Here is a 25968-nt window from a genome sequence, read left to right on the forward strand (position 1 = left end):
TGCCCTAGTCGAGCGGTCCGCCGGCGACGTACAGCACCTGGCCGGAGACGAAGCCGGCGGCCTCGTTCGTGAAGAAGGCGATCGCGTTGGCGATGTCCTCGGGCTCGCCGACGCGCTGCACCGGGATCTGGGTGGCGGCGGCGGCCTTGAAGTCGTCGAAGCCCATGCCGACACGGTCGGCGGTGGCCTTGGTCATCTCGGTGGCGATGAAGCCGGGGGCGACGGCGTTGGCGGTGATGCCGAACTTGCCGAGCTCGATGGCGAGGGTCTTGGTGAAGCCCTGGAGACCCGCCTTGGCGGCCGAGTAGTTGGCCTGCCCGCGGTTGCCGAGCGCGGAGGACGAGGACAGGTTGACGACCCGGCCGAACCCGGCGTCGACCATGTGCTTCTGCACGTACTTCGTCATCAGGAAGGAGCCGCGCAGATGGACGTTGAGGACGGTGTCCCAGTCGGCGGCGCTCATCTTGAACAGCAGGTTGTCGCGGAGGACACCGGCGTTGTTGACGAGGATCGTCGGCGCGCCGAGCTCCTGGACGACGCGGGCGACGGCGGCCTCGACCTGGGCCTCGTCGGAGACGTCCGCGCCGATGGCGACGGCCTTGCCGCCCGCGGCGACGATCTTCTCCACGGTGTCCTTGCAGGCGGCCTCGTCGAGGTCGATCACGGCGACCGCGCGGCCCTCGGCGGCCAGTCGTACGGCGGTGGCGGCACCGATGCCGCGCGCGGCGCCGGTGACGATGGCTACCCGCTGCTCAGTGGTGGACATTGCTGCTTCTCCTCGCCCTTGAAGAATGTGCGGCCCGATCGGTGAGCGACCGCTTAGTACCTCGGCAGACGTGACGCTAGAAGCCCTGGCACCCGGTGTCAACGCCACGCGCCCCGGGTGTGATCCATCACCCGTGCCCCGGCCGGCCGATCATCTGACCAGGAGGTCCAGCAGACGCTCCGCCTCGGCGGCCGGATCGGCGGTCAGTCCGGTGTGCACGGGACCCGGCTGGACGACGGTGGAGCGGGGCGCGACCAGCCAGCGGAACCGCCGCCCGGCGTCGTCCCCGGCGGCCTGTCCGGCGGTGCCGGGGCCGCCGCACACGCCCTCCACGGCAGCCAGCGCCGCCCTGATCCCGGCGACGTCGGCGCGCGGGTCGAGGGCGAGCAGCCGCGCCTCGTCGAGGTGGACGCGGGCGCCGACGTACCCCTTGGCGCGGCAGTAGACGAGGACGCCCGCGTTGATGCACTCGCCGCGCTCGACGCGCGGGACGACGCGCAGCAGGACGTACTCGAAGACGTCCCGGCCGCCGCCCTGGCCGCCCTTGATGATGTGGCGCTCGACGACGCTGCCGGCCATGTGGATGTGGCGCTCGCTCATGAGATCCCCTTGATGCGGTGGTGGACGTCGGCGGCGCGGGCGAGCAGCGGGCGGGCGTAGGCCCGGCGCAGGTCGTCCGGGGTGTCGAAGCCGGGTTCGCCGGTCAGCCAGACGTCCGGGATCTCGGCGGTGACCTCGGCCAGGAGGTCCTCGGTGACCAGCGGCGCGAGGCGCGCGGCGGCGCTCGTGACGTCGGGCCGGAAGCGGGCGAGGGCGTGGTCGGCCGCGTCGTAGGGGCGGGCCGCGGAGGTCTCGGCGCCGGGCCAGTTGTGGTGCCAGATCATGGTGGCGCCGTGGTCGATGAGCCACAGGTCGCCGTGCCACATCAGCAGGTTGGGGTTGCGCCAGGACCGGTCGACGTTGTTGACGAGTGCGTCGAACCAGACGATCCGCCCGGCCTCCTCGGCGTCCACCTCGAAGGCGAGCGGGTCGAAGCCGATCGCGCCGGAGAGGAAGTCCATGCCGAGGTTGGTGCCGCCGCTGCCCCGGAGCAGGTCCTGCACCTGCTGCTCGGGCTCGCCGAGGCCGAGCACGGGGTCGAGGTCCAGGGTGACCAGGCGGGGCATCCGGAACCCGAGGCGGCGGGCGAGTTCGCCGCACACCACCTCGGCGACGAGCGTCTTGCGGCCCTGTCCGGCGCCGGTGAACTTGATGACGTACGTCCCGAGGTCGTCGGCCTCGACGAGTCCCGGCAGCGAGCCGCCCTCACGCAGGGGCGTGATGTAGCGGGTCGCGATGGCTTCCTTGAGCATCGCCCCAGGTTACTGGCGTCCGCGCCCGGTTCCCGGCCTGGGTCGACAGCCGTTCGCCGGCACTCCGACAGCCGTGCGACAGCGATCGACAGGGGACCGACAGCTCCCCTTTACCCACCTCCCGGCGAGACGGGGTCAGGATTTCGACGTGGTCTGAACAGCCGGTCCGAACGGACCGTACCTCTCGGCACATCACGAAAAGACCGGAAGGAACGTCAGCATGACCAGCGAAACAGTTCAGCCGTCGTCGGGACCGAACCGCCGATCCGTCGTGGCGGCGGTCGGCGCGGTGGGGCTCGCGGCAGCGCTGACCGCGTGCGGCTCGGGGGACGACGCGTCGGGTTCGTCCACCGAACAGGGCGATGCCGCCGCCGGTGGTGGCGCGACGACCGAGACCGGCTCCGGCGGTGGCTCGGCGCTCGCGGCGACGGCGGACATTCCCGAGGGCGGCGGCAAGGTCTTCACCGACGCGAAGGTGGTGGTCTCGCAGCCGACGGCGGGCGACTACAAAGCCTTCTCCACGATCTGCACGCACCAGAAATGTCCGATGAAGGACCTCGCGGGCGACACGATCTCCTGCGCCTGTCACGGCAGCGAGTTCTCGGTGCTCGACGGCAGCGTGAAGAAGGGTCCCGCCACCACTCCCCTGGACTCGGTGGAGATCAGCGTGTCGGGGGACTCGATCAGCCTCGCGTGACCCGGCGCGGACCTCGCAGACAGCCCACCACCTCGTCCGTGGTCGCGACCGTGGCGACCAATGCGAGGGTGTTGCGGATCATCGCGGGGGTGTAGTCGGCGGGCACGCCCGCGATCGCGTCGGAGGGCACGACGGCGGTGTAGCCGCGGTTGACGGCGTCGAACACGGCGTTGGGCACGGCCACGTTGGCCGAGACCCCGGCGATCACGAGGGTGCGGCAGCCCAGGTTGCGCAGCAGGGCGTCGACGTCGGTGCCATGGATGGGCGACAGCCCGTGCAGCCGCCGTACGACGAAGTCCTCCTCGGTGACCTCGATCGGGGGTGCCACCCGCACCGCGGCGGTACCGGTGAGCTGCTGGACGGGAAGCCGTTCGGCGGCGTGGAACAGCCGCGCGTTGTGGTTGGCGCCCCGGCCGTCGGGGCGGCGTTCGGCGATCGCGTGGATCACCTGGACGCCGCTCGCGTGGGCGGCGTCGACGAGCCGGGCCACGTTGGCGAGGGCGCCGGACGCCCGTGCCTCCTTGGCGAGTTCGGGCAGGGCGCTGTCGACCCCGACGACACCCTGCTGGCACTCCACGGTGAGCAGGACGGTGGAGGGCGGATCGAGGAGCGCGCTGAGCCGTTCGCCTGCTGCCATGATTCGTTCCCCCTCGTCGCGACGGCCGGAGCGGGCGAGCGTAGCCACCATTGCGCATGGACGGAAGACATCGCATCCTGGCCCGGCGTCCTTTTCTGACGTGATGTCAGAGGATCACCTCTGGCACGACGTGGGAGAAGGAAGAGGGGGCCGTATGACCGTCACTCAGCGCCGGGGCCGCAAGATCATGATGACGCCGGGTGAACTGGACGAGTTCCTCGCCACCCAGCGCACCTGCCGGGTCGCCACCGTCTCGGCGAACGGAGCCCCGCATGTCAGCACGCTCTGGTTCGCCTGGGACGGCACCTCGCTGTGGCTGTACTCGGTGGTCAAGAGCAAGCGCTGGACCGACCTGCGCCGCGACCAGCGCGTCGCGATCGTCATCGACACCGGAGAGGAGTACGACGAGCTGCGCGGTGTCGAGCTGTCCGGGGCCGTGGAGTTCGTGGGCGAGGCGCCGCGCACCGGTGAGCTGCGCGCCGAACTCGACGTGCCGGAGACGCTGTTCGCCCGGAAGAACTTCGGCCTGGAGGAGATGCCGCACGACGGCCGCCACGCGTGGATGCGGCTGACCCCGGAGAAGGTCGTGTCCTGGGACTTCCGCAAACTGTCGGCTCTCTAGGCCGGGTTGCCCACCAGATCCCTGGGACGACCGGTCACCGGACGCGTGCACCGACCCCTTGGAGCGCCTCCACCGCCGCCCTGATCGAGGGGCGGCGGTCGCCGTCCGCGCGCCACACGGCATAGACGTACCGGTGGACGCGGTCGCGCACGGGGACGGCACGGACGCCGGCCGGCATCGGGTCGCGGCCGAGCCGGGGAGCGACACAGACGCCCAACCCGGCCGCGACGAGCGCGAGTTGCGTGTGGTGCTCCTCCGCGCGATGGGCGATGACGGGCTCGATCCCCTTGGTCCGCAGGGTGTAGAGCAGCCATTCGTGGCAGAACTCGCCCTCGGGCCAGGCGACCCACTCGTCCTCGGCGAAGTCGTCGAGATCGACCTCGTCGCGGCCGGCGAGCGGATGGCCGTGGGGCATGGCGATCTCCACGGGGTCGTCCAGGATCGGCGCCTGGGCGAGCCCTTCGGGCATGGGCAGCGGCTTGTTGTACCAGTCGAGGACGACGGCGAGATCGGCGTCGCCGCGGAGCACCGCGTCGACCCCCTGCTCGGGCTCCAGCTCCCGCGACCGCAGGCGCAGCGCGGGATGGTCGCGGCGCAGAGCCGCCAGCGCGGCGGGAAAGAGCCCCCGCAAGGCGGTCGGAAAGGCGACGAGCCGCAACTCCCCGACCACCTTCCCCCGTTGCGCCTCCAGATCGGACTGGGCGAGCTCCACCTGGGACAGGATGCGGGCCGCGTGGTCGGCGAGCAGCCGCCCGGCGTCCGTGAGCCGCACGCCCCGCCCGTTCTTGGCGAGGAGCTGCTGGCCGATCTCCCGCTCCAGCTTGGACATCTGCTGCGAGACCGCCGAGGTCGTGATGTGCAGGCCCTCGGCGGCACCGCTGACCGAGCCGTGCCGGGCGAGGGCGTCGAGGGTGCGCAGCCGCTCCAGATTCAACATGTAAGCAATGCTACGAGATACCGCGCTGGAATTCTCGATTGTGCTACGAGGTGACGGGGGCCAGAGTGGTCCGCATGACCACCGGCACCGCGCCCCTGCCCTGGCGCCTCCGCTTCGCCGCCCTGGCCCTGATCTGGGGTTTCAGCTTCCTGCTCATCAAGGTCGGCACCCACGCGTACGCCCCGTTCCAGGTGACCCTCGGACGGCTCCTGTTCGGTACGGCGGTGCTGGTGGTCGCGATGGCGGTGAAGCGGCAGCGGCTGCCCCGGGGCGCGCGGACCTGGGCCCATCTGACGGTCGCGGCCTCCCTCCTCAACGCCCTCCCGTTCTCCCTCTTCTCCTACGCCGAACTGACCATCCCGTCCACGCTCGCGGGCATCTGCAACGCCACGTCCCCGCTGTGGGGCATGACCCTGTCCCTGGTCGCCCTGTCGGAGGACCGCCCTACGCGGGTGCGGGTCGCCGGTCTCGGCCTGGGCTTCCTCGGCGTCCTGACGGTGCTGGGCGCCTGGCAGGGCTTCGACGGCCTCGACGCCCGGGGCACCGCGATGGCACTGCTCGCCTCCCTCAGCTACCCGATCGGCTGGATCTACGTCCGCCGCACCCTGGCGGGCTCCCGCCACTCCCACCTCTCCCTCACGGGAGCCCAGTTGCTGCTGGCGACCCTCCAACTGGGTCTGGTCACCCCGCTGTTCACGGACCTCCCGACCCGCTTCGCGACGGGCCCCCTCCTCGCGATCGCGGCCCTGGGCGCCCTCGGCACCGGCCTGGCCGTGCTGGTCCAGTACGGCCTGGTCGCCGAAGTGGGCCCCACCACGGCCCAGATGGTCACGTACTTCATCCCGGTGATCGCCACGGCGGCGGGGGTCGCCCTGCTGGACGAGTCACTGAGCTGGTCGACACCGGTGGGCGCGGTGATCGTGCTGGCGGGGGCGGCACTGACCCAGCTGCGACAGCCGGCGCCCCGCGGACAGGTCACGGCTCATCAGCCCGTCCAGCAGGTTGCGGCTCCCCAGCCCGTCCGGAGCCCGAGGACGGGGCCCCGCCAAGAGGCGACCCCTCCCAGCCCGTCGGGCGTTTGAGGAGGAGGCCCCTTCAGGGCCGAAGCGGAGGTCCAGGGCGGCAGCCCTCGGGGATAGGACGGGGCAGGGGCGGCGGGGGCGAACCCCTGACGCCCCGCACCCACAGGCCCACCGGTCCACAGGTTCACCTACACATGTCCCCGTCCACCCCCCGGCCCGACCGCCTCCGCGATCGCCGCGGCCAGCGCCCCCGCCTCGCCCTCCTGCAACGTGGCCACGGTGACCCGGATGCCCGGCCCCGCCCCCATCCGGAACCGCGCCCCCGGCGCCACCGCCCATCCGGCGTGCAGCAGCCGGGCCACGGCCCCCGTCTCGTCCGGCACCGGCACCCACACGTTCAGCCCGCTGCGCCCGCGCGCGGCGACCCCCCGCTCGGCCAGCGCCGAGATCAACGCGTCCCGCCGCCGGGCGTAGGCCGCCGCGACCCGCACGGGATCGACGGCCCCTCGCGCCCACAGCTCCGCCAGCGCCCGCTGCCCGATCCGGCTGACCCACCCGGGCCCGAGCCGCTGCCGCCCCCGCACCCGGTCCACGGTGACCGCGTCCCCGGTGAACACGGCGAGCCGCAGATCGGGCCCGTACGCCTTGGCGGCGGACCGCACGAACGCCCAGTGCCGCGTGGCACCGGCCAGCGGGTGCAGCGGCAGGTCGACGATGCCGTGCCCGTGGTCGTCCTCGACGAGCAGCACCTCGGGGTGGTCGGCCAGCACGGCGCGCAGCGCCCGCGCGCGCTCCGCGCCGACGGCCGCGCCGGTCGGGTTCTGCGCGCGGTCGGTGACGATCAGGGCGCGGGCGCCAGCCTCCAGCACCCGGCGCACGTCGTCGGGCAGCGGCCCCTCGTCGTCGACGCCGACGGGCGCGACGCGCAGCCCGACGGCCGGGACCAGGTCGAGGAGACTGCCCCACCCCGGGTCCTCGACGGCGACGGTGTCCCCCGGTTTGAGATGGACGGCGAGCACGCGCTCGATCGCGTCGAGCGAACCGGAGGCCACGGCCAGCGGCCCCTGCGGTACCCCGTCGGCGTCCAGCGCGGCCCGCGCGAGTCGCGCCAGCTCCGGCTCCACGGCGGCCTCCCCGTACAGCACGGGTTCCCGGTCGTTGTGTTCGGCCGCCGCCGCGAACGCGGGTCCCAGCCGGGGCAGCAGCGCGGGGTCGGGGTTGCCGTCGGCGACGTCCCGCACCCCCTCGGGCACGTCCACCCGGATGTACTCGCGGGCCGTCGTGGCCGGCTTGGGCCGCACCCGGCTGCCGCGGCGCCCCGAGGTCTCGATGACCCCGCGCTCGCGCAGGGTGCGGTACGCGGCGGCGACCGTGTTGGGATTCACGCCCAGCTCGCCCGCCAACTCCCGCATCGGCGGCAGCAGTTGTCCCGGTTCCAGCTCTCCGGTACCCACCGCGCGCTCGACGCTCGCCGCGATGTCGGCTGCGCGGCGGCCTTCGATCCGATATCCTTCTAGCACAAACCAGATTATGCACTAGTGCAATATGCCGCGCAACTCGACGGAGACCGCCATGCAGGGGACCGCGTCCGACCGGACCGCCTACACGCCCACCGACCGCACCGTCCCCACCCGCTCCGCGGACCGGGCCGCGTACGACAAGGAGCTCGTGCACGCGATACTCGACGCGGCCTACGTCTGTCATCTCGGCTTCGTGCGCGACGGCGCGCCGGTCGTCCTGCCGACGCTCTACGGCCGGGTCGGCGAGCGGCTCTACCTGCACGGGTCGACGGGTTCGCGCCCGCTGCGGATGACCGGCCAGGCCGACCCTGGGCTGCCGGTGTGCGTGACGGTCACGCATGTCGACGCGCTGATCCTCGCCCGTTCCGCGTTCCACCACTCGATCAACTACCGCTCCGTGGTGGTGCACGGCACGGCGTACGACGTGACGGACCCGCAGGAGAAGCTGATGGCCCTGGACGCGCTCGTGGACCACGTCGTGGCGGGCCGGTCGCGGGACTCCCGGCCGGCCAACAAGAAGGAGCTGGCCGCCACCGCCGTCATCCGTCTCGACCTGGACGAGGTCTCCGCGAAGTGCCGCACCGGCGGGGTGAACGACGAGCCCGAGGACCTCGCCCTGCCCCACTGGGCCGGCGTCGTCCCGCTGCGCACGGGGTACGAGGCCCCGGTCGGCGACCCGGACCTGGCCCCCGGCACCCCGCTCCCCGGCTACCTCGCGGACCGCTGATGCTGATCCACCCCTGGGACGCGCCCCGCGACGACGCCGAATGGCAGCACTGGCTGGCGGAGAGGGACTTCGGCCAGCTCGCCGTCAACGGCCTCGACGGCGAACCGCCCTTCGTCCAGCCGCTGCACTTCGCCTACGACGCCGGGCGCGGCGAGGCGGTCACCCACCTCGCGCGTCCGAACCCGGTGTGGCCCGCGCTGCTGGCGCACCCGGTGGCCGTGCTGAGCGTGGTCGACGACTACGTGTACGTGCCGGGGCCCTGGCAGGCGGCCCCGGACGAGCCGTCCGAGCACGGAACGCCGACCAGCTTCTACGCGGCCGTCCAGCTCCGCTGCCGGGTGCATGTGGTGGACGACCCGGCGCTGAAGGCCGCGCTGCTCAACCGGCAGCTCGGCCACCATCAGCCGCGGGGAGGCTCGGCCGAGGCCGCGGTCGGCGAGGTGCCGTACGGGCGTCTGCTGGCGGGCATTCGCGGGCTGCGCCTCGACGTCACGGGGGTGCGGGCCAAGTTCAAGTTCGGCGGGCGGCGCACACCGGAGATCCAGGGGCTGATCGCGGACCGGCTCGCCGACCGGTCCGGTCCGCGCGACGCGGCGGCACGCGAGCACCTGCTGCGCCGCCGCACCGGCTGAACGCTCCGCTCAGGCGGCGCTCGACGGGGTGGACAGCTCCTTCTCCGGTCCGCCGCTCACGATCGGTTCCAGGGTGGTCCTGGCCGGGGTGGAGGACTGGGCGATGAAGGCGCCCGCGAGGACGATCGCGCCGCCCGCGATCTGCGGCGCGGACAGGTGCTCGCCGAGCAGGACCCAGGCCAGCACCGTCGCGATGACCGCTTCGAGGCAGGCCACGACCCCGGCGACCTGCGGGGAGAGGCGGCGCACGGAGACCACGCCGGTGACGTAGGCGAGGACGGTGGCGATCAGGACGATCCAGGAGAGCAGCAGCGCGGCGGTGACGTCGGTGCCGTTCATGTCGGCGGTGCCGCCGAGCACGGACCAGTCCATCGTCCAGGGGCGGGCCACCACGGTGAGCACGACGGCGCCGACCAGCAGGCCGTACGCGATGACGCCGAGCGGGTCGGGGGCGCCGGTGCCGGAGTCGCTTCCCTGGTCGGACAGGACGAAGTAGCCGACCTGGCAGCAGGCCGCACCGAGGGCGAGGAGCAGCCCGAGGGCGTCGACGCTCAGCCCGGCCCACACCTCGACGACACAGGCGAGCCCGCCGACGGCGAGGACCACACCGAGCGCGGCGGCCCGGGTCACCGGCCGTCGCTGCACGAACCGCACCCAGCCGAGGACGAGCGCGGGCGCCAGATACTCCAGGAGCAGGGCGACGCCGACCGGTATCCGGGAGATGGAGGCGAAGTAGAAGGCCTGCACGCCCGCGACGCCGAGCAGTCCGAACCCGGCGAGCAGGGCGGGGCGGCTGCGCACCAGCGCGCGGTGGCGCACGGCGAGCGGCAGCATCACCAGCGCGGCGCCCGCGACCCGCAGCCACACCACGTGGAGCGGGTCGAGCCCCGCCTCGATCAGCGGCTTGGCCGCGACTCCCGAACCTCCGAAGGCGACCGCCGAGACGAGCGCGAGCCCGAGCCCGACGCCTCGTCCCTGGTGGCCGTCGCCGCTGTCTTTCGTCTGCACCGGCACATGATGACAGGGGACGACATGAGCGTCATCCCCTATGACACCTGTCTCAGGGCGTGGACGCGCGACCGGGTCCGCCACCACGGGCCCGCGCCGCTACCAGGCGTCCGGCAGCCGCCGCTCGATCCCGCCGAGCACCGTCTTGACGTCGATACCGGCGTGCGTGAGGACCTCGACGGCACGTGCCTCGGGGTCCATGACGAGGGCCGCGAGCAGGTCGACGCCGTGGGCGCGCTCGCCGCCCCGGCCCACCGCGCGCTCGACGGCGTACTCCATGGCACCGGCCGCCAGCGGCGAGAAGCCGTCCGTGACGGCCACCACGGGCACGGCGCCGGAGTCCTCGACGCTGCCCTGCCAGCGCAGGCCGTAGCCGATGCTGCGCTGCACGAGATAGGCGAGCAGCCGGGCGAGCTGCGGCCCGTCCTCGAAGACGGCGCGCGCCTCGGAGTCGTGTTCCAGGAGGGAGTGCAGCAGGTGGGCGGTGTCGATCTGCCGGTCGCCGTCCCGTACCGCTCGCCGGCGGGCGCCGGAGACGACCGCTGCCAGCTCCTCGCCGAGCCTGGCATCGTTGTCCGCGCGGTGGCCGCCCGGCTCGGTCACGGACTGCCGGGGGATGGGGAAGTGCACATCCCCCACCCCATCAGCCGCCCGGCCGCCGGGCATCCCCGAGGGGAACCATCTTCGCGTCCCACGCAGAGTGGACGGCCCCGGCCGGAATCTCCTCCTTACGGATGAGATCACGCCGTATCCCCCACGGGGGCGCGCGCCGCCTGTATTCACGCCCCACCGGCAACCGCCGTGCCCCCCGGGTTCGTCACTGACGGGTATGGAGAGCAGGTTCTGGCTGGTGGCGCTGCCGGCCATCGACGGGAGACAGTACGTCTACCGGGTCTACGCCCCGGAGGACGCGCTGCTCGCCGACCTGTTCTGGGAGGCGTGGCACTGCCACGACGAGAGCGCGTTCCCGCGCGCGTGGGACCTCTTCGACGCGGCGCTGATACGGCTGGTGGGCTGAGGGCCGATCCGCGCCCGGCCCCTCCACACTTTCTGACGGTTCATCAGTATTGAGTATTGCGATCCCTGCGGCTACGTTCCGCGACACCACAGGCCGAGACGAAGAGGTGGTCGCATGCCCGAGATCAGCGCGGAGGCACGGATCGAGGCGCCCGCCGAGAAGGTGTGGACCCAGCTCACCGACTGGTCCTCCCACGGTGAATGGAACGCCACCCACACCAGCTTCCCGCAGGGCGGTCCGGCGGCCCTGGAGGCGGGCGGGACCTTCCAGGAGAACATGAAGCTGATGGGCTTCCCGGCCGAGGTCGAGTGGACCATCGAGGAGGTGGAGCCCGCGCGGACCTTCGCCATCAGGGGCAAGGGCCCGATGGCGGTGACGGTGGCCACGCGCTACACGCTCACACCCGACGGGGACGCCACCACGGTGCGGATCGACGGCGAGTTCACGGGCGCCGCGGTGTCGCTCATGGCGGGCAAGCTGAAGGACTCGGGGACCGCGGCCCTGAACGAGTCGCTGAAGAAGCTCTCGGGACTGGTGAGCTGAGGCGGACGGAGACACACGAACGGGAAGGGTGCCCCGCGGAGCGTTCCGCGGGACACCCTTCCCGGGTGGTGCGCCGGCCTGCGGCGGTACGTCAGTCCTCGTCGGCGAGGATCAGGTACAGCTTCTTGCGGGCCTCGTTGATGACGCCGAGCGCCTTCTCGCGCTGCTCCTTGCTGCCGGTCTTCCAGACCTGCCCGAAGGCCTCCATCAGACCGAAGCCGGCCTGCCGGATCTCGCCGAGCGCCTCGAAGTCCACCCCTCGGGAGGCTTCCTCCCAGGGTGCGTCGGGGCCCTCCTCGGCCGCGGTGCGGCCGGCGTCGGTGAGCGAGTACAGCTTCTTGCCGCCCTCGCTCTCACTGGTGATCAGGCCCTCGTCCTCCAGCAGCTGGAGGGTCGGGTACACCGAGCCGGGACTGGGCTTCCACGCCCCGCCGCTGCGCTCGGCGATCTCCTGGATCATCTCGTAGCCGTGCATGGGCCGGTCCCTGAGCAGGGCGAGGATCGAGGCGCGTACATCGCCGCGCCGCGCCCTCCCCCTCGGACCTCCGCGCCCTCGCGGCCCCCAGGGCCCCGGACCGAAGCCCGGTCCCCCGAAGCCGCCCGGACCGCCGCCGGGCCCGAACGGCCCGAAGGCGCCACGCGCGCCGTCGAATCCACCCCGGCCGCCACGCGGGCCGGGTCCACGGTGTCCTCGTTCGAATCCATGGGAACGCATCGCCATCACTCCATCCATCGTTGATCTGTCGCGATGCGTCAACGATATATCGGAACGTGTCGCATGGCAAGGCCCCAGGTCAGGAGCCTTGCTCGGCGGCAGCGGCCGGAGACTGCCCTCATGGAGGCTCAGTGGCCCCGGAACGCCTCCTCCAGCCACCAGGCGCCCCGCTCCCGGGTGACCTTCGCGTCGACCAGCAGCGGCGCGGAGCGCGGTCCCCGTACCCAGTCCTCGACGGCCTTGAGGTCGGCGGACCCGCGCACGGTGACCGCCTCGAAGCCGTGGCCGCGGGCGAGGGCGGCGAGGTCGGTGGGCGGGAAGGTGACCGTGTCGAGGGGGAAGCCGTCGAAGTGGTGGACCTCGGCTCCGTAGGCCTCGTCGTCGTAGACCACGACCACCATCGGCAGGCCCAGCCGGCGCACGGTGTCCAGTTCGGCGACGCCCATCAGCGCGCCCCCGTCGCCGAGCGCGGCCACCGGGAGCCGGTCCGGGCGGGCGAGGGCGGCGCCGATCGTGGTGGCGAGGCCGAGGCCGATGGACTGGAAGGCCTGAGTGAAGCAGAAGCCGTGCTGGTCGGGGACGGAGAGATAGGCGCTCGGGTAGCCCATGAAGTTGCCCGAGTCGACGCCGACGACCCGCTCGGCCGGGAGGATGTCGTCCAGGGCGACGCTCAGGGTGCGCGGATCGATCCGGTCGCGGGTGCTCTCGTCCTCGTGCGGCACGTCCCGCCACCGGCCGCGGGCGGCGAGGGCCCGCGCGACCTCGTCCGTGCGCAGTCCCTGCCGCCGCTCCCCGGCCAGCTCCAGCAGCCGCCGCGCGGTGCGCCCGACGTCCCCCGTCACCCCCAGGTGGACGTCCCGGTGGGCACCGAGCGCGGACGCGTCGTCGTCGACCTGTACGACGGTGGCGTCGTCGCCGATGAGACGGCCGTGCCGCATGGTCCACATGTTCAGGGAGCAGCCCCAGCCGACGATCAGGTCGGCGCCCTGGATCAGCTCGGCGGCCAGGTCGGTGGCGAAGCCGCCGGAGATGCCGAGGGACCACGGGTCGCCGTGGAACAGCCCGTGGGCGACGGCCGAGGTCGCGAGCAGCGCGCCGTGGCGGCCGGCGAGCGCGGCGAGGGCCTCGCCGGAGTCGCGGGCGCCGCGTCCGGCGACGAAGACCGGGCGGCGGGCCCGGTCCAGGGCGGCGGCCAGGGCCGTCACGTCCGCCTCCGCGGGTTCCACGGCGGCCCGCGGCGGGGGCGGGGCCGCCGCGATCGCGGCGGTGTCCGGCACCTCCATGGCCTGCACGTCCAGCGGAAGGTTGAGCAGCACGGTACGGCGCTCGTGCAGGGCCCGGCGGACGGCGGCGCAGGCCACGTCGACCGCCGAGTGCGGGAACGTGACCCGTTCGCTCACCGCGCCGACGGCCACCGCGAGCGCCTCCTGGTCGACATGGAAGTTGGAGGAGGGCTGGGTGGCCTCGGCGGCGAGGACCAGGAGCGGGGTGCGGCTCTTGGCGGCCTCGGCGATGCCGGTCAGGGCGTTGGTCAGGCCGGGCCCCTGATGGACGCTGAGCCCGGCCACGGTGCCGCTGACACGGGCGTAGGCGTCGGCCATGGTGGCGGCGCCGCCCTCGTGGCGGGCGGCGACGAACCGGGAACCGGCGGCCAGCATCGCGTTGGTGACGTGGAAGTTGCCGGAGCCGACGACACCGAACACCTGGTGGACCCCGGCGGCGGTCAGCGCGCGGCCGACGGCCTCGGCGGCCTTCACGAGCGCTCCACCAGGGCGAGCACGCGGGCGGGCGAGCCGGAGCCGGTGACGATCGGCAGCGGTCCGGCGAGGACGAGGGCTCCGGTGGCGGGGAGCGCGGCAAGGTTGCGGAGCTGGGTCAGGCCGTACTTGTCGTTGCCCATGAGATGGGAGTGGCAGGGGAAGGCGGGCTCGAAGGAGTGGGCGGCGCCCGCGTCCGTGCCGACGGTCTCCGTGCCGAGGCCGATCACCGGGGACTCCTCGGCGACCCAGCGCGCGCACTCCGGGGACAGGCCGGGCGTGTGGGGGCCGTCACCGTCGGCGTTGAGGAAGTCCCGCTGGGAGTCGGAGCGGGCGTCCCAGCCGGTGCGCAGCAGCAGCCAGCCTCCGTCGGGCAGGGGTCCGTGCTCGGCCTCCCACGCCTTGATGTGGTCGACCTCGACGAGGAAGTCGGGGTCCTTCGCCGCCTGCTCGGAGAAGTCGAGGACGGCGGCGGGGGCGATCAGCCTGCTCACCGGGACGGAGGCCACGTCGGCGAGGTCCTTGCCGGTGACCCAGTGGTTGGGGGCGTCGAAGTGGGTGCCGGTGTGTTCGCCCGTGCGGATGTTGTTCCAGTACCAGGCGGGGCCGCGGTCGTCGTAGCGGCTGATCTCCTCCAGTGCGAAGACCTGTGTCTGGCCGAAGGGTTCGGGGAGCTGGATCACGGGGGTCTCGGCGGAGAGCGGCGCGGTGAGGTCGACGACCTCCACAAAGCCGCCGCGCAGGGCGGTCAACAGGGCTTGGAGCACGGACATGACGGCCTCCGGACTGTCGTGGGCGCGGAACGCGTTGACGACCCTCGCACCCGCCGCAGGGCGCGTCCAGCATCCCGGCGCGGCCCGGAAATCGGTCCAGGACTCGCGAATTGGCCTTGGCCCGCGGCGCGCGGCGCCTCTAGCGTCGACGGCATGCGAATCCGAATCGTCGACGCGTTCACCGACCGCCCGTTCGCCGGCAACCCGGCCGGGGTCCTGCTCCTGGACGCCTTCCCGGACGACAACTGGTTGCAGAGCGTGGCCCTGGAGGTCAACCACGCCGAGACGGCGTTCGCCCACCGGCTGCCCGCGGGCGGCGAGGCCGACTGGGCGCTGCGCTGGTTCACCCCGGTCGCCGAGGTGAACATGTGCGGGCACGCGACCCTGGCCACGGCGCACGTCCTGCACAGCACCAGCGCGCACACGGGTCCGGTGCGGTTCGCGACCCGCAGCGGCGTGCTCATCGCGACGCCGGGCGACGACGGCTGGATCACCCTCGACTTCCCGACGGCGCCGCTGACCCCGGTGGCGCTGCCGGAGGGGGTCGCCGAGGCGCTGGGCGCGGAGCCGCTGGCCGCGTTCTACACGGGGCCCGACGTCGGGGACCTGCTGATCGAGCTGGCCGACGAGAAGACCGTGCACGCCCTGCGGCCCGACCACAAGGCGCTCGGCGCGTTCTCCGCGCGCGGGATCATCGCCACGGCCCGGGCGGAGAACCCGGAGCTGGGCTACGACTTCGTGTCGCGGTGCTTCTTCCCCAACGTCGGCATCGACGAGGACCCGGTCACCGGCAGCGCCCACACGGCGCTGGCCCCGCACTGGTCGGCCCGCCTCGGCCGCGACGACCTGACCGGCCTCCAGGCCTCCCCGCGCTCCGGCCGGGTCCGCACCACCCTCCAGGGCTCCCGCACCCTCCTGACGGGCCGGGCGGTCACGACGATCGAGGGCGAACTCCTGGTCTAGGGCCGAGCGGACGGATCACGCCGTGGGGAGCCAGGAAACGTGGCCCGCGAGCAGCGCATAGCCGACGAAGGCTCCGATGTCGAGCAGGGAATGCGCCACCACCAGGGGACCCACCCGGCCCCACCTGCGGTACAGGTAGACGAAGACCACGCCCATCACCATGTTGCCGATGAACCCGCCGATGCCCTGGTAGAGGTGGTAGGACCCCCGCAGTACGGAACTGGCCACCAGGGCCGTGCCGGGGGTCCAGCCGAGCTGGCCCAGTCTGCGCAGCAGATAGCCGACGACGATGACCTCTTCGAGGATCGCGTTCTGGAGGGCCGAGAGGATCAGCACGGGGTACTTCCACCACACGTCGGGCAGCGCCTCGGGCACCACCGTGAGGTTGAAGCCGAGACCGCGTGCGGCCAGGTAGAAGGCGATGCCGGTGCTGCCGATGACCGCCGCGATCCCGGCGCCGCGGGCGAGGTCGAACCACGGCCTGGTGCGGTCGAAGCCGAGGGTGCGCAGGCTGCCGCCCTCGCGCAGCAGCAGGTGCGCGACGAGCAGGACGGGCACGAGGGAGGAGGCGATCCCGAACAGCTGCCAGGCGAGATCGAGCCAGGGACGGCCCGGTGCGGCCGAGGCGTTGAGGGTCGCCGCCTGGTCCTTGAGGCCGCCCGGTTTGGTGACCGATCCGACAAAACTGATCAGGGCGGACACTCCGCTCGCACCGAGCGAAAGCCCCAGAACGAGCAGTGTCTCGTCACGGAGGATCCGCCGCGAGGACCGCTCCGGCGGAAGGGAATCAGCCACCGCACCCGTCTCTGCCTGCACACCTGACTCCAATTCAGTAATCCCGTCCCATGCCCCGTGCGGCCCCGCTAGGGTCCTCGAAAGAACTTACGAAGATCGTGCGTGACAGGCCGTCGGGGGACGGACACCGTACGGAGCGTGCCTCCCACCGCGTGCCATACGGCCGGCTGATCGCCAGCAGGTCCGACAGGGAGGGGCACCACCGTCATGGGACGTCACAGCTTGCCCGATCAGTATGGGGCGGGCGGCAGCGACCCCCGTCCACGTGCCCGCCGCCGCTCGGTGGCGGTCGCGACGGTGCTCGTCCTGACCGTCGCGGGCGGCGCCGCGGCGGCCGTGCAGAGCGGACTGCTCTCCTTCGGTTCCTCCTGCCGCGAGGACGCGGTGAAGCTCCGGTTCGCGGCCTCCCCCGACATGGCCCCGGCCCTGAGCGCTGCGGCGGACCGGGCCCGGGACGACGCCCTCACCTCCGACGGGCGCTGTGTGGACGTGTCGGTGACGGCGAGCGACGCATACAAGGTCGCGGACACCCTGCTCGCGGGCCGCAAGCCGGACGCGCAGGTGTGGGTGCCGGACTCGGAGCTGTGGGTCGACCGGGTCGCGGCGGACACGAAGGCCACCGAGGTGACGCCGGTCGGCAGCTTCGCCTCCTCGCCGGTCGGGGTGGCGATGGTGCCGCAGGCCGCGCAGTCGCTGGGCTGGCCGGAGAAGACGTACTCGTGGATCGAGCTGGCGGGCGCGGCCCTGGCGGACGACTCGCTGAAGCTGGGCGCGGCCGATCCCGCGCGCAGTGCGACGGGGCTGCTGGCGCTGAGTCGGCTCACCTCGGCCGCCGGGCAGCTGGAGGGCGGGGACACCCAGGCCGCGGCGATGATGAAGACCCTCTCGCAGCGCACCTCCGACAGCGACACGCAGGTCGTCGACACACTGCCACGTGACTCCTCGGGCACCGAGCAGGGCAACCCCAAGCGCAACCAGGCGCTGATCCTGAGCGAGCAGGCGGCGTTCGCGTACAACGCCTCGGGGGACGGGGACGGCCTCGACCTCTTCTACCCGAAGGACGGCTCGCCCCGCCTCGACTTCCCGTACACGCTCGTCGACCAGGCGGCGCTGACCACGGACGAGAGCCGGGCGGCCCTCAGGTTCGTCAACTACCTGGGCAAGCCGGAGCAGCAGAAGCTGCTGCACGAGCACGGTTTCCGCACCTCCGGGGACGAGGTGCCGCGCACGCTCGTGACGGGCGCGGGCGGCGACAAGCCCCAGCCGTACGCGCGGGAGGCCGCGGAACCGGCGTCCGAGGCGGAGCTCCAGGAGGCGCTCGGCACCTGGACGATCACCGTGCAGAGCGCGCGGGTCACGACGGTGGTGGACGCGTCGTCGTCGATGTCCGAGCAGGTGCCGGGCACGGGCCGGTCCCGGATGGAGGTGACGAAGGCGTCCCTCCTCCAGGCGCTGGCGACGTTCACCCCGGAGGACGAGATCGGGCTGTGGGAGTTCTCCACGAAGCTCGACGGGGACAAGGACTACCGCGTCCTCGTCCCCACGGACCGGCTGGGCGACTCCAAGGGCTCCGGCACCCAGCGCGACCGGCTCTCCGCCGCGTTCGGCGACCTGGCCCCGGTCCCCGGCGGGGCGACGGGCCTGTACGACACGACGCTCGCCGCCTACAAGGACGCCGTCGCCTCGTACGCCGAGGGCAGGTTCAACGCTCTGGTCGTCCTGACCGACGGGGTCAACCAGGACCCGGGCAGCATCACACGCGGCGCGCTGCTCGACCGGCTGGAGGAGCTGGTCGATCCCGAACGTCCGGTGCCGCTGATCATGATCGCGGTCGGTCCGGACGCGGACCGCGAGGAGGCCGACCAGATCGCCCGGATCACCGGCGGGACCGGCGAGCAGGTCAACGACCCGGCGCAGATCCACGAGGTGATCCTCAAGGCGATCGTGACGGCGGGCGCCCAGGGCGGCGCCCGGCGCTGATCCTCACCCGAGGGGCACCGGCTCGGGCAGGCCCACCGGCCAGGTGTGCACCGGCTCCCCGAGATGCATCAGCTCGCTGTATCTGCGGGTCGTCGCGGCCAGCGCGGCCCCCCGGTCGAGCCCCGACTCCAGCGCCCGGTGGAAGGTGGCCGACTGCCACGCCGCGCCGTTGGTACGGCGCCTGCACCGCTCGTCGATGACCCCGAGGTAGTGGTCCCGGTCCGCCGGATCCACCCCCCACGCGTCCAGCCCGGCCTCGGCGAGCGGCAGCAGTTCGTCGCGTACGAGGGTGACGGCGTCGACCGTGACCGGGGCGCCGTAGCGACCGCGCCGGGGCCAGTCGAGGCGGGCGTCGATGCCGTGCCGGCAGGCGGCGTCGAAGTTGGCGGCGGCCGTCTCGAAGGGCAGCCGGGTCCAGACCGGCCGGGACTCCTCGGCGAGGGCGCGGACGACGCCGTAGTAGAAGGCGGCGTTGGCGATGACGTCGGTGACGGTGGGGCCCGCGGGCAGGACGCGGTTCTCGACGCGCAGGTGGGGCACGCCGTCGGCGATGCCGTACACGGGGCGGTTCCAGCGGTACACCGTGCCGTTGTGCAGGACGAGTTCGGCGAGGGAGGGGACACCGCCGGCGTCGAGCACGTCGAGGGGTTCCTCCTCGTCGCAGATCGGCAGGAGGGCCGGGAAGTAGCGCAGGTTCTCCTCGAAGAGCTCGTGCGCGGAGGAGATCCACCGCTCGCCGAACCAGGTACGCGGCCGTACGCCCTGGGCCTGGAGTTCGGGCGGGCGGGTGTCGGTGGACTGCTGGAAGAGCGGAGGCCGGGACTCGGGCCACAGCTCACGCCCGAACAGGAACGGGGAGTTGGCGCCGATGGCGACCTGGACGGCGGCCACGGCCTGGGCGGCGTTCCACACGTCGGCGAAGCGGCCCGGGGTGACCTGGAGGTGCAGTTGCACGGAGGTGCAGGCGGCCTCGGGGGCGATGGACTTCGAGGTGCAGACGAGGTGTTCGACGCCGTCGATGTCGAGGGTGAAGTCCTCGCCCCGGGCGGCGACGATCTGGTCGTTGAGGAGCCGGTAGCGGTCGACCTCGGAGAGGTTGGAGGAGACCAGGTCGTCCCGGTCGAGGGTCGGCAGAATGCCGATCATCACGATCCCCGCGTCGAGTTCACCCGCTTTCCGGTGGGCATATGCCAACGCCGTCCGTATTTCCTCGGCGAGCCGGTCGAATACCCGGCCCCCCAAAGGGTGTGGGGCTATGTTGACTTCCAGATTGAACATGGCGAGTTCTGTTTGGAAATCCCGGCTGGCGATCCTTTCCAGTACCTGCCCGTTCAACATTTTCGGCATCCCGTCGGCGCCGGTGAGATTCAGTTCGATCTCCAGCCCCATGAGGTTCCTCGGGCGGTCGAACCGCTTCTGGGCCAGCAGCCGCTCCAGACCCGTCAGACACTTCTGGAGCTTGTCCCGGTAGTGCTGGCGATCCGACAGGTCGAAACGACCTGCCACGACCTTCTCCCCCATCGAAGCGTCCCTCCTCGAAGGGCGACCCCCGAAGATCGGTCGCCGTGTCCGGGTCAGGTGGGATGATGCCCAGCGGAAGCGATCGATAACGTCCCGCGCCGACCCCATGCCCGCTACGCTGGTGGAAGTGACCTGGGGCACATTCACCGGGCATGGGTCGGTGTGCGGATCCGAGTTCCCTGAACATCTCGTGAAAAACGCCGACGACAATTGGCCGACCGCACTCTTCGCATTCATCGAGGTCACGGCCGTGGGGCCGACTCGGATTCGGGATGATTCCCGCGTATCGCCGACTGATAGAACCCTTGCCCGACAGCCCGGAAGCGGCTAGACGAAACAGCGTCTGAACACGCGTCGTATAAACTCCGCGAACGAGGCAGAAGGTTGGCGCCCACGGTCGTAGTGATCCTGCCGTCAGGTGACGTGCGGCAGACCCCATCCCCCGGCTCCTCCAGCACGCGCACCCCGACCCGGACCCCGCCTCTCTACCACCCGCGAGCTGACAGCGCCGTCCGCCCACGCCCTCGCGCCACCGTGCCTGTCGAATGAGAGGCGACCCACCATGCCGCTGCATGTGCCCCCGGTCCCCGCGCCCGCCCTTCGCTCCGTTCTCACCGCACTGGGTTCGCCCACCGCCGTCCGCGAGGCCCGGACCCCGTCCCTGCGGACCGCCCAGGGCCCGGTCACACCCGAACTCCCCCTGCCGCTGCACGTCCTGGACGACATCACCGCCGCGGGGGTGTCCGCCACCCGTCTCGCCGGGTGGCGGTTCCTGATCCGTTGCGGAGAGCGCGCGGTGGCCGCGGCCGACACCCGCACGACCCCGGACGGCTGGGCCTTCTCGCACTTCTTCGAGGGCCCCTACATCGCCTCCACCGAACGCGCGCTGCGCCAGGCGGAGACGATGCAACAGCCATACCAGCCCCGCCTGCTGTCGGTGCCGGGCCTGTACATGCTGACCCTCTGGCTGCACGGCGACCTCACGGCGGACGGCGCCGCCGGCCACCCCGCCGCCACCGATCTGCTCGTGCCGCTCGCGCCCGCCCCACCCGGTATCGCCGCCCACCGGCCGCACCGCGTCGCCGAACTCCTCCCGGTGCTCACCCACCGCGTGACGCCCGCGCGCCTCCTCGGCCAGCCCGTCTGAGATCGCGGGCCGGACCCCGAACGGCGCACGAGCCGCGCTCGATCGAACGTCGACCCCCGTCTGGGACCATGGCTCGTACGAGCTTTCTCTGGCTCGTACGAGCCTTCTCAGCGCCTGCGACCCATCCGGACTAGTTCTATCCGGCCATCGCGAACCACCCGAAGCGACAGCTCAGTTGGAATGAACCGTCCGCGCGGGTGATGCGTCATGAACCTGTGAGGAGCGGTGCTGCCAAATCCCTGCGGATCGACGCCCGTGGGGCAACACTGGTTCCGACCGACTTATCACAACGGGGGCGGCCATGAAACCCACGACAAAGCGAAAGATCCCACCCATGTGCCAGCACCAGCCACCGTGCCCCACCGCAGAGTCCGCCGACCGGGAGTCCGCCCGCCTTGTGGCGCACCACCCGGAGCAGGGATGGAGCCTGCTGTGCAACGGCGTTCTGCTCTTCGAGGACACCGGTGAGCTCCTGCCCGACGGACAGATCATCGCCCCGCACCGCCCACTGGGCACCGAACAGGTGATGACCGCCGCCTGAGGCGCACCGGACGGCCACGGCCGCCCGGAGACCGAGAGGGGCCGGACGCGGACACCCTGCCGCGAACCGGCCCCGACGCATGTCCGGGTCCGGTCACTGCGCGTAGCGCCGCGGGCGCCGTACGCTGATCCGCCGCGATCCCCTCCCCTCCCCGGTCGTTTTCCGGAACACTTCTGGAAGTTTCACTCCGTCGACGGAGGTGGGGAGTTGGCAGCAGACGAGGGCGGCACCGCCGGGCCGGCCGGCCGCGTCACGATCGCCGAGATCGCCCGGCAGGCCGGGGTCTCGGTGCCCACGGTGTCCCGGGTCGTCAACGGCCGTTCCGATGTCTCGCCCCGCACCCGGGCCCTGGTCGAGGAGCTGCTGCGGCGGCACGACTACCGCCGGCGCCCCGCCGCCGGACCCGGTGCCGCCCTGCTCGACCTGGTCTTCAACGACCTGGACAGCCCCTGGGCGGTGGAGATCATCCGAGGGGTCGAGGAGGTCGCGCACGCGGCCGGGGTGGGCACGGTGGTCTCGGCGATCCACGGCCGTTCCGGGGACGCCCGGGAGTGGATGCGCAATCTGCGGGCCCGCGCCTCCGACGGCGTCATCCTGGTCACCTCGGACCTGGACCCCCTGCTGCACGAGGAGTTGCGCGTCCTCGGTGTCCCGCTGGTCGTCGTCGACCCGGCGGGTTCGCCCACCCTCGACGCCCCGACGATCGGTGCCGCGAACTGGTCCGGCGGCATGGCGGCCACCCGGCATCTGCTCTCGCTCGGCCACCGCAGGATCGCGATGATCGCGGGCCCGCCCCGGCTGCTCTGCTCCCGGGCCCGGTTCGACGGCTACCGCGCGGCCCTGGAGGGCGCGGGGCTCACCGTCGACGACGAGCTCGTCGTCCCCGGCGACTTCCGCCCCGAGTCCGGGTTCACCGGCTGCTCCGCGCTGCTCGACCTGCCCCGGCCGCCGACCGCGGTCTTCGCGGCGAGCGACCAGATGGCGCTCGGCGCGATCGAGGCGCTGCGGCAGCGCGGGCTGCGGGTGCCGCAGGACATGAGCCTGGTCGGCTTCGACGACCTTCCGGAAGTCCGTTGGTCCGCGCCGCCGTTGACGACCGTACGGCAGCCGCTCGCCGAGATGGGCAAGCTCGCCGTGCGCACCGTGCTCGGGCTCGCGCGCGCGGAACGGCCGGACGCGCCGAGGGTGGAACTCGGCACGGAGCTGGTGGTGCGGGCCAGCACGGCCCCCTGTGACCCACGGGAGTCCGGCCCTCAGGTGCCCTCGGGCCGGTACGGCGCTCTGTGACACGACTCCGGCCCGGTGGTGGGCCACACCGCCGGGCCGGGTCGCGTCCCGGCGGACTCCCCTCCTTGCCCAGCCGCCGGGCGTCTCACCGCGGGACGGCTACCTCAGCGCGTCCCGGATCGCGAAGTACGCGGGCTTGGGCAGGAGTTGCTCGTCCCAGGGCAGGGCGGCGCCCTGGCCCTCGAAGAACGCGGGGATCCAGCTGTACTTGTCCGTGTAGTCCCAGACGGTGATGCCGACGCAGCGCCGCACCGCGAGGCAGGCGTCGGTCAGGTCGGCGTACCACTGGGCCTGCTGGGCGAGCTTCTCCTCGGTCGCGGGCAGGATCATGCGGATGTCGACCTCGGTGAGCGCGGTGTCCAGACCGAGCTTCGCGAAACGGCGCAGGTTCTCCTCCAGCGAGGTGGGATAGCCGTACTGGAGGGCCAGATGGGCCTGGAGGCCGATGCCGTCGAGGGGGACGCCCTGGGCCTTCAGCTCCTTGGCGAGGGCGTAGTAGGCGTCGCTCTTCGCGCCGACCGTCTCGATGTTGTAGTCGTTGAGGTAGAGCTTGACCTTGGGGTCGGCCTGGCGGGCCCAGCGCAGGGCGTCGGCGATGTAACCGGGGCCGAGGGTGCGGTAGAAGACGGTGTCGCGCCAGGTGCCGTCCTCGTTGAACGCCTCGTTGACGACGTCCCAGGCGAAGACCTTGCCGCGGTAGTGGCGCACCTCGGTCTGGATGTGGTTCTTCAGGACGGCCCGCAGTTCGTCGGCCGTCCACTCCTTGCCGGTGAGCCAGCCGGGGAGCTGGCTGTGCCAGACCAGGGTGTGGCCACGCACCTTCTGGTGGTGGGCGCGGGCGAAGTCGACGATCTCGTCGCCCTTGGTGAAGTCGAAGACGCCCTGCTGGGGTTCGGTGGCGTACCACTTCATGCCGTTGCCGGGGGTGATCTGGTCGAACTCGGAGCCCAGCACGGCCTTGTAGGGCTCGTCGACGAGTTCGGGGTTGTCGGTGGCGCTGCCGAAGTAGCGGCCGTGGCGCTGGGCGAGGTCGGCGAGGGTGGGGTCCCGGTGACCGGCCTGGGCGGTGGGGGCGGTGACCGCCACCAGGACCGCGGCGACGACGCCGGCGAGTCTCAGACGGTGGGTGCGCATGGTGCGACTCCTCACGTGCGGGGGTGGGTGAGCCGTACGGGGTGGGCCGTCAGCCTTTGGTGGCTCCGGCGGTGAGGCCGCCGACGAGCTGGCGTTCGGCGACCGAGTAGAAGGCGAGGGCGGGGACCATCGCGAGGACGAGATAGGCGAAGACGCGCGCGTACTCGGCGGAGTACTGGCCCTGGAACTGCTGGACGCCGATGGGCAGCGTCCACCAGGTGTTGTCGGTGAACACCAGCAGCGGCAGCATGAAGTTGTTCCAGCTCGTGACGACGGCGAGCACCGAGACCGTGCCGAGCGCGGGCCGCGCCATCGGCAGCAGCACCCGCCACATGAACCCGAGCGGTCCGCAGCCGTCGAGGGTGGCCGCCTCCTCCAACTCCCCCGGGATCTCGCGGAAGAAGGCCCGCAGGATGATGATGGTCATCGGCAGCCCGAACGCGGCCTGCGGCAGGATCACCCCCAACGGGTTGTCCAGCAGCCCCAGTTGGCGCAGCAGCAGGAACAGCGGCAGGGCGGCCACCGCGAAGGGGAACATCAGCCCCATCGTGAAGAAGGTGAACAGCACCTCCCGCCCCCGGAACGCGAACCGCGCGAAGGAGAACGCGGCGAGCGCCGACACGGCGACGACGAGCACGGTCGTGGCGATCGCGATCAGCGTGCTGTTGCCGAGCAGCTTCCAGAAGTCGCCCGAGCCGAGGATGTCCGTGTAGTTCCCGGTCAGCCAGTGCTCGGGCAGCCCGAAGGGGTTGCGGGACAGCTCGTCGGTGGACTTGAAGCCGGACAGGACGGCGTAGACGAGCGGGACGACCATGAGGGCGCCGACGAGGACGAGGATGCCGTGCAACGGCAGTGACCGTGTGTTCCGGCGGCTCATTTCCCGGCCCCCCTCATCGTCGTGGTGGCCCCTTCGAGGTCGCGGCGGAGCACGAACCGCTGGTAGGCGAGGGCGAAGACGAGGCAGATGCCGAACATGACGACACTGATCGCGCTGGCGTAGCCGACCTGGTAGCGCTTGAAGCCGTACTGGAACATCGTGACGGCCATGGTCTCGGAGTGGTGGTCGGGTCCGCCCTGGGTGACCACCCACACGAGGTCGAAGAGCTGGATCGACCCGATGACGGACAGGAACACGCTGATCCGGATCGTCGGCGCGAGCAGCGGCAGGGTGACGCTGCGGAACCGCTGCCAGGGGCCGGCCCCGTCGATCAGCGCCGCCTCGGTCAACTCCTTGGGCACGGACTGGAGTCCGGCCAGGTAGAGCATCATATGGAAGCCGAAGTACTTCCACGTCATGACGATGAAGAGCGTCGCCATGACGTACGAGGGGTCGGCGAACCACTCGCCGCCGACGCCGTCCAGGCCGATGCCGCCGAGGAGATGGTCGGCGAGACCGTCGTCCGGGGCGAACACCATGCTGAACAGGACGCCGGTGATGGCCTCGGAGAGCACGTAGGGCGCGAAGAACAGCATCCGGTAGACGGCCCGGCCGCGCAGCCGCTGGTTGAGGAGGACGGCCATGGCGAGCGCGAAGGGGAGCTGGATCGCGAGGGAGAGCAGGACCAGGACGAGGCAGCGCCACAGGTCGCCCAGGAACACGGGGTTGTGGAAGAGGTCGGTGAAGTTGTCGACGCCGACGTAGTCCTCGGGCATCCCGAAGCCGCCCCAGCGGAAGAACGCGGCGTACAGCGCGAACAGCATCGGCAGCAGCACGAGCCCGGTGAACAGCACCAGGGCGGGGACCTGGAACCCCATCGCCGTCAGCCAGTCGAGCAGGCGGCGCCGGGCCCGCCCCCGGCGCGCGTCGGCGTCCGGGGGCGGCGGACCGGCGTCGGGGCCGCTGCGCTTGTCTGCGAGGAACGTGGAGGTCATCG

28 protein-coding genes are annotated in these 25968 nt (G+C 72.1%); 12 read left to right on the forward strand and 16 right to left on the reverse strand.

The window, feature by feature from the left end:
- Positions 1 to 4 precede the first annotated feature (4 nt).
- The 3 genes from fabG to ACIPSE_RS42715 all read right to left on the reverse strand — a co-directional run bounded on the left by fabG (position 5) and on the right by ACIPSE_RS42715 (position 2118).
- A complete protein-coding gene (fabG, locus tag ACIPSE_RS42705) occupies positions 5 to 766 on the reverse strand; it encodes a 3-oxoacyl-ACP reductase FabG (RefSeq protein WP_401674467.1) in 762 nt (253 codons plus the stop codon).
- 150 nt (positions 767 to 916) lie between these two features.
- Positions 917 to 1366, reverse strand: coding sequence for a DUF3037 domain-containing protein (locus tag ACIPSE_RS42710; RefSeq protein ID WP_401674470.1), 450 nt, complete (start codon positions 1364 to 1366; stop codon positions 917 to 919).
- Positions 1363 to 2118, reverse strand: a complete 756-nt coding sequence (locus tag ACIPSE_RS42715) for a HipA family kinase (protein WP_401674473.1) — start codon at positions 2116 to 2118, stop codon at positions 1363 to 1365. The genes ACIPSE_RS42710 and ACIPSE_RS42715 overlap by 4 nt, the downstream gene beginning before the upstream one ends.
- Positions 2119 to 2338: 220 nt before the next feature.
- Here ACIPSE_RS42715 and ACIPSE_RS42720 point away from each other — a divergent pair, with 220 nt between their 5' ends.
- Positions 2339 to 2815, forward strand: coding sequence for a Rieske (2Fe-2S) protein (locus ACIPSE_RS42720; RefSeq protein WP_401674475.1), 477 nt, complete (start codon positions 2339 to 2341; stop codon positions 2813 to 2815).
- Here the strand turns inward: ACIPSE_RS42720 and ACIPSE_RS42725 are convergent.
- The gene (locus tag ACIPSE_RS42725; protein ID WP_401674478.1) at positions 2802 to 3452 is read right to left on the reverse strand and encodes a cysteine hydrolase; all 651 of its coding nucleotides are present in this window, start codon (positions 3450 to 3452) and stop codon (positions 2802 to 2804) included. The genes ACIPSE_RS42720 and ACIPSE_RS42725 overlap by 14 nt on opposite strands.
- A gap of 154 nt (positions 3453 to 3606) precedes the next feature.
- Between ACIPSE_RS42725 and ACIPSE_RS42730 the strand changes: the two genes are divergently transcribed.
- On the forward strand, positions 3607 to 4074 hold the full coding sequence (locus ACIPSE_RS42730) for a pyridoxamine 5'-phosphate oxidase family protein (protein WP_401674480.1): 468 nt from the start codon (positions 3607 to 3609) through the stop codon (positions 4072 to 4074).
- 34 nt (positions 4075 to 4108) lie between these two features.
- Here ACIPSE_RS42730 and ACIPSE_RS42735 read toward each other — a convergent pair whose 3' ends face one another.
- Positions 4109 to 5011 (reverse strand): LysR family transcriptional regulator, encoded by a 903-nt coding sequence (locus ACIPSE_RS42735; RefSeq protein WP_401674482.1) that lies wholly within the window; start codon positions 5009 to 5011, stop codon positions 4109 to 4111.
- Between the two features lie 74 nt (positions 5012 to 5085).
- Here ACIPSE_RS42735 and ACIPSE_RS42740 point away from each other — a divergent pair, with 74 nt between their 5' ends.
- Positions 5086 to 6093, forward strand: a complete 1008-nt coding sequence (locus ACIPSE_RS42740; protein ID WP_401674484.1) for a DMT family transporter — start codon at positions 5086 to 5088, stop codon at positions 6091 to 6093.
- Between the two features lie 128 nt (positions 6094 to 6221).
- On the opposite strand, the gene ACIPSE_RS42745 is transcribed toward ACIPSE_RS42740, so the two are convergent.
- Entirely contained in the window at positions 6222 to 7553 is a 1332-nt protein-coding gene (locus tag ACIPSE_RS42745; RefSeq protein WP_401674486.1) for an aminotransferase class I/II-fold pyridoxal phosphate-dependent enzyme, read from the reverse strand.
- A 52-nt stretch (positions 7554 to 7605) separates the two neighbouring features.
- Here ACIPSE_RS42745 and ACIPSE_RS42750 point away from each other — a divergent pair, with 52 nt between their 5' ends.
- The gene (locus ACIPSE_RS42750; protein ID WP_401674488.1) at positions 7606 to 8280 is read left to right on the forward strand and encodes a pyridoxamine 5'-phosphate oxidase family protein; all 675 of its coding nucleotides are present in this window, start codon (positions 7606 to 7608) and stop codon (positions 8278 to 8280) included.
- Positions 8280 to 8912 carry an FMN-binding negative transcriptional regulator gene (locus ACIPSE_RS42755; RefSeq protein WP_401674491.1) on the forward strand — a complete coding sequence of 211 codons (633 nt, stop codon included), beginning with the start codon at positions 8280 to 8282 and terminating at the stop codon, positions 8910 to 8912. Before ACIPSE_RS42750 ends, ACIPSE_RS42755 begins: the two co-directional genes overlap by 1 nt.
- 9 nt (positions 8913 to 8921) lie before the next feature.
- Here the strand turns inward: ACIPSE_RS42755 and ACIPSE_RS42760 are convergent, their stop codons facing one another.
- Together ACIPSE_RS42760 and ACIPSE_RS42765 are read right to left on the reverse strand one after the other, a co-directional pair.
- Complete coding sequence (locus ACIPSE_RS42760) at positions 8922 to 9926, reverse strand: EamA family transporter (RefSeq protein WP_401674492.1); 1005 nt, start codon at positions 9924 to 9926, stop codon at positions 8922 to 8924.
- Between the two features lie 93 nt (positions 9927 to 10019).
- Positions 10020 to 10586 (reverse strand): Clp protease N-terminal domain-containing protein, encoded by a 567-nt coding sequence (locus ACIPSE_RS42765; RefSeq protein WP_401674495.1) that lies wholly within the window; start codon positions 10584 to 10586, stop codon positions 10020 to 10022.
- Between the two features lie 163 nt (positions 10587 to 10749).
- Between ACIPSE_RS42765 and ACIPSE_RS42770 the strand changes: the two genes are divergently transcribed.
- Positions 10750 to 10938, forward strand: coding sequence for a hypothetical protein (locus ACIPSE_RS42770; RefSeq protein ID WP_401674600.1), 189 nt, complete (start codon positions 10750 to 10752; stop codon positions 10936 to 10938).
- A gap of 114 nt (positions 10939 to 11052) precedes the next feature.
- On the forward strand, positions 11053 to 11481 hold the full coding sequence (locus tag ACIPSE_RS42775) for an SRPBCC family protein (protein ID WP_401674498.1): 429 nt from the start codon (positions 11053 to 11055) through the stop codon (positions 11479 to 11481).
- A gap of 91 nt (positions 11482 to 11572) precedes the next feature.
- On the opposite strand, the gene ACIPSE_RS42780 is transcribed toward ACIPSE_RS42775, so the two are convergent.
- From ACIPSE_RS42780 to ACIPSE_RS42790, 3 genes are all read right to left on the reverse strand, one after another.
- Positions 11573 to 12196 (reverse strand): PadR family transcriptional regulator, encoded by a 624-nt coding sequence (locus ACIPSE_RS42780; protein WP_401674501.1) that lies wholly within the window; start codon positions 12194 to 12196, stop codon positions 11573 to 11575.
- A 128-nt stretch (positions 12197 to 12324) separates the two neighbouring features.
- Complete coding sequence (locus tag ACIPSE_RS42785; RefSeq protein ID WP_401674503.1) at positions 12325 to 13953, reverse strand: thiamine pyrophosphate-binding protein; 1629 nt, start codon at positions 13951 to 13953, stop codon at positions 12325 to 12327.
- Positions 13950 to 14726 (reverse strand): cyclase family protein, encoded by a 777-nt coding sequence (locus ACIPSE_RS42790; RefSeq protein WP_401674506.1) that lies wholly within the window; start codon positions 14724 to 14726, stop codon positions 13950 to 13952. The genes ACIPSE_RS42785 and ACIPSE_RS42790 overlap by 4 nt, the downstream gene beginning before the upstream one ends.
- Positions 14727 to 14879: 153 nt before the next feature.
- Here ACIPSE_RS42790 and ACIPSE_RS42795 point away from each other — a divergent pair, with 153 nt between their 5' ends.
- Complete coding sequence (locus tag ACIPSE_RS42795) at positions 14880 to 15689, forward strand: PhzF family phenazine biosynthesis protein (RefSeq protein WP_401674508.1); 810 nt, start codon at positions 14880 to 14882, stop codon at positions 15687 to 15689.
- 15 nt (positions 15690 to 15704) lie between these two features.
- Here ACIPSE_RS42795 and ACIPSE_RS42800 read toward each other — a convergent pair whose 3' ends face one another.
- Positions 15705 to 16505: a CPBP family intramembrane glutamic endopeptidase gene (locus tag ACIPSE_RS42800; protein WP_401674511.1), complete on the reverse strand. Its 801-nt coding sequence runs from the start codon at positions 16503 to 16505 to the stop codon at positions 15705 to 15707.
- 186 nt (positions 16506 to 16691) lie between these two features.
- Between ACIPSE_RS42800 and ACIPSE_RS42805 the strand changes: the two genes are divergently transcribed.
- A complete protein-coding gene (locus ACIPSE_RS42805; protein WP_401674514.1) occupies positions 16692 to 18464 on the forward strand; it encodes a substrate-binding and VWA domain-containing protein in 1773 nt (590 codons plus the stop codon).
- Between the two features lie 3 nt (positions 18465 to 18467).
- Here ACIPSE_RS42805 and ACIPSE_RS42810 read toward each other — a convergent pair whose 3' ends face one another.
- Complete coding sequence (locus tag ACIPSE_RS42810) at positions 18468 to 19985, reverse strand: glutamate--cysteine ligase (protein WP_401674517.1); 1518 nt, start codon at positions 19983 to 19985, stop codon at positions 18468 to 18470.
- Between the two features lie 562 nt (positions 19986 to 20547).
- Here ACIPSE_RS42810 and ACIPSE_RS42815 point away from each other — a divergent pair.
- From ACIPSE_RS42815 to ACIPSE_RS42825, 3 genes are all read left to right on the forward strand, one after another.
- Entirely contained in the window at positions 20548 to 21132 is a 585-nt protein-coding gene (locus tag ACIPSE_RS42815) for a hypothetical protein (RefSeq protein ID WP_401674519.1), read from the forward strand.
- A gap of 334 nt (positions 21133 to 21466) precedes the next feature.
- On the forward strand, positions 21467 to 21673 hold the full coding sequence (locus ACIPSE_RS42820; RefSeq protein ID WP_388377161.1) for a DUF5999 family protein: 207 nt from the start codon (positions 21467 to 21469) through the stop codon (positions 21671 to 21673).
- A gap of 207 nt (positions 21674 to 21880) precedes the next feature.
- Positions 21881 to 22960, forward strand: a complete 1080-nt coding sequence (locus ACIPSE_RS42825) for a LacI family DNA-binding transcriptional regulator (protein WP_401674523.1) — start codon at positions 21881 to 21883, stop codon at positions 22958 to 22960.
- Positions 22961 to 23059: 99 nt separating this feature from the next.
- Here ACIPSE_RS42825 and ACIPSE_RS42830 read toward each other — a convergent pair whose 3' ends face one another.
- Genes ACIPSE_RS42830 through ACIPSE_RS42840 form a run of 3 tightly spaced genes read right to left on the reverse strand, consistent with a single transcriptional unit; the run spans position 23060 to position 25966 of the window.
- Positions 23060 to 24094, reverse strand: coding sequence for an endo-1,4-beta-xylanase (locus ACIPSE_RS42830; protein WP_401674524.1), 1035 nt, complete (start codon positions 24092 to 24094; stop codon positions 23060 to 23062).
- Positions 24095 to 24143: 49 nt separating this feature from the next.
- Positions 24144 to 24971, reverse strand: a complete 828-nt coding sequence (locus ACIPSE_RS42835) for a carbohydrate ABC transporter permease (protein ID WP_401674526.1) — start codon at positions 24969 to 24971, stop codon at positions 24144 to 24146.
- A complete protein-coding gene (locus ACIPSE_RS42840; protein WP_401674529.1) occupies positions 24968 to 25966 on the reverse strand; it encodes a carbohydrate ABC transporter permease in 999 nt (332 codons plus the stop codon). Before ACIPSE_RS42840 ends, ACIPSE_RS42835 begins: the two co-directional genes overlap by 4 nt.
- Positions 25967 to 25968: the final 2 nt, after the last annotated feature.

Origin of the sequence: Streptomyces sp. NPDC090106 (genome assembly GCF_044747265.1) — a bacterium.
In the GTDB taxonomy this organism is placed as follows: Bacteria; Actinomycetota; Actinomycetes; order Streptomycetales; family Streptomycetaceae; genus Streptomyces.

Excerpts from the sequence above, each read along its gene's own strand:
- ACIPSE_RS42725 (WP_401674478.1), bottom strand. The coding sequence starts at position 3,452 with ATGGCAGCAGGCGAACGGCTCAGCGCGCTCCTCGATCCGCCCTCCACC.
- ACIPSE_RS42750 (WP_401674488.1), top strand. The coding sequence starts at position 7,606 with ATGCAGGGGACCGCGTCCGACCGGACCGCCTACACGCCCACCGACCGC.
- ACIPSE_RS42735 (WP_401674482.1), bottom strand. The coding sequence starts at position 5,011 with ATGTTGAATCTGGAGCGGCTGCGCACCCTCGACGCCCTCGCCCGGCAC.
- ACIPSE_RS42715 (WP_401674473.1), bottom strand. The coding sequence starts at position 2,118 with ATGCTCAAGGAAGCCATCGCGACCCGCTACATCACGCCCCTGCGTGAG.
- ACIPSE_RS42820 (WP_388377161.1), top strand. The coding sequence starts at position 21,467 with ATGTGCCAGCACCAGCCACCGTGCCCCACCGCAGAGTCCGCCGACCGG.
- ACIPSE_RS42740 (WP_401674484.1), top strand. The coding sequence starts at position 5,086 with ATGACCACCGGCACCGCGCCCCTGCCCTGGCGCCTCCGCTTCGCCGCC.
- ACIPSE_RS42790 (WP_401674506.1), bottom strand. The coding sequence starts at position 14,726 with ATGTCCGTGCTCCAAGCCCTGTTGACCGCCCTGCGCGGCGGCTTTGTG.
- ACIPSE_RS42780 (WP_401674501.1), bottom strand. The coding sequence starts at position 12,196 with ATGCGTTCCCATGGATTCGAACGAGGACACCGTGGACCCGGCCCGCGT.
- ACIPSE_RS42805 (WP_401674514.1), top strand. The coding sequence starts at position 16,692 with ATGGGACGTCACAGCTTGCCCGATCAGTATGGGGCGGGCGGCAGCGAC.
- ACIPSE_RS42830 (WP_401674524.1), bottom strand. The coding sequence starts at position 24,094 with ATGCGCACCCACCGTCTGAGACTCGCCGGCGTCGTCGCCGCGGTCCTG.
- ACIPSE_RS42795 (WP_401674508.1), top strand. The coding sequence starts at position 14,880 with ATGCGAATCCGAATCGTCGACGCGTTCACCGACCGCCCGTTCGCCGGC.
- ACIPSE_RS42770 (WP_401674600.1), top strand. The coding sequence starts at position 10,750 with ATGGAGAGCAGGTTCTGGCTGGTGGCGCTGCCGGCCATCGACGGGAGA.
- ACIPSE_RS42810 (WP_401674517.1), bottom strand. The coding sequence starts at position 19,985 with ATGGGGGAGAAGGTCGTGGCAGGTCGTTTCGACCTGTCGGATCGCCAG.
- ACIPSE_RS42730 (WP_401674480.1), top strand. The coding sequence starts at position 3,607 with ATGACCGTCACTCAGCGCCGGGGCCGCAAGATCATGATGACGCCGGGT.
- ACIPSE_RS42775 (WP_401674498.1), top strand. The coding sequence starts at position 11,053 with ATGCCCGAGATCAGCGCGGAGGCACGGATCGAGGCGCCCGCCGAGAAG.
- ACIPSE_RS42710 (WP_401674470.1), bottom strand. The coding sequence starts at position 1,366 with ATGAGCGAGCGCCACATCCACATGGCCGGCAGCGTCGTCGAGCGCCAC.
- ACIPSE_RS42720 (WP_401674475.1), top strand. The coding sequence starts at position 2,339 with ATGACCAGCGAAACAGTTCAGCCGTCGTCGGGACCGAACCGCCGATCC.
- ACIPSE_RS42815 (WP_401674519.1), top strand. The coding sequence starts at position 20,548 with ATGCCGCTGCATGTGCCCCCGGTCCCCGCGCCCGCCCTTCGCTCCGTT.
- fabG (WP_401674467.1), bottom strand. The coding sequence starts at position 766 with ATGTCCACCACTGAGCAGCGGGTAGCCATCGTCACCGGCGCCGCGCGC.
- ACIPSE_RS42755 (WP_401674491.1), top strand. The coding sequence starts at position 8,280 with ATGCTGATCCACCCCTGGGACGCGCCCCGCGACGACGCCGAATGGCAG.
- ACIPSE_RS42840 (WP_401674529.1), bottom strand. The coding sequence starts at position 25,966 with ATGACCTCCACGTTCCTCGCAGACAAGCGCAGCGGCCCCGACGCCGGT.
- ACIPSE_RS42765 (WP_401674495.1), bottom strand. The coding sequence starts at position 10,586 with ATGCCCGGCGGCCGGGCGGCTGATGGGGTGGGGGATGTGCACTTCCCC.
- ACIPSE_RS42835 (WP_401674526.1), bottom strand. The coding sequence starts at position 24,971 with ATGAGCCGCCGGAACACACGGTCACTGCCGTTGCACGGCATCCTCGTC.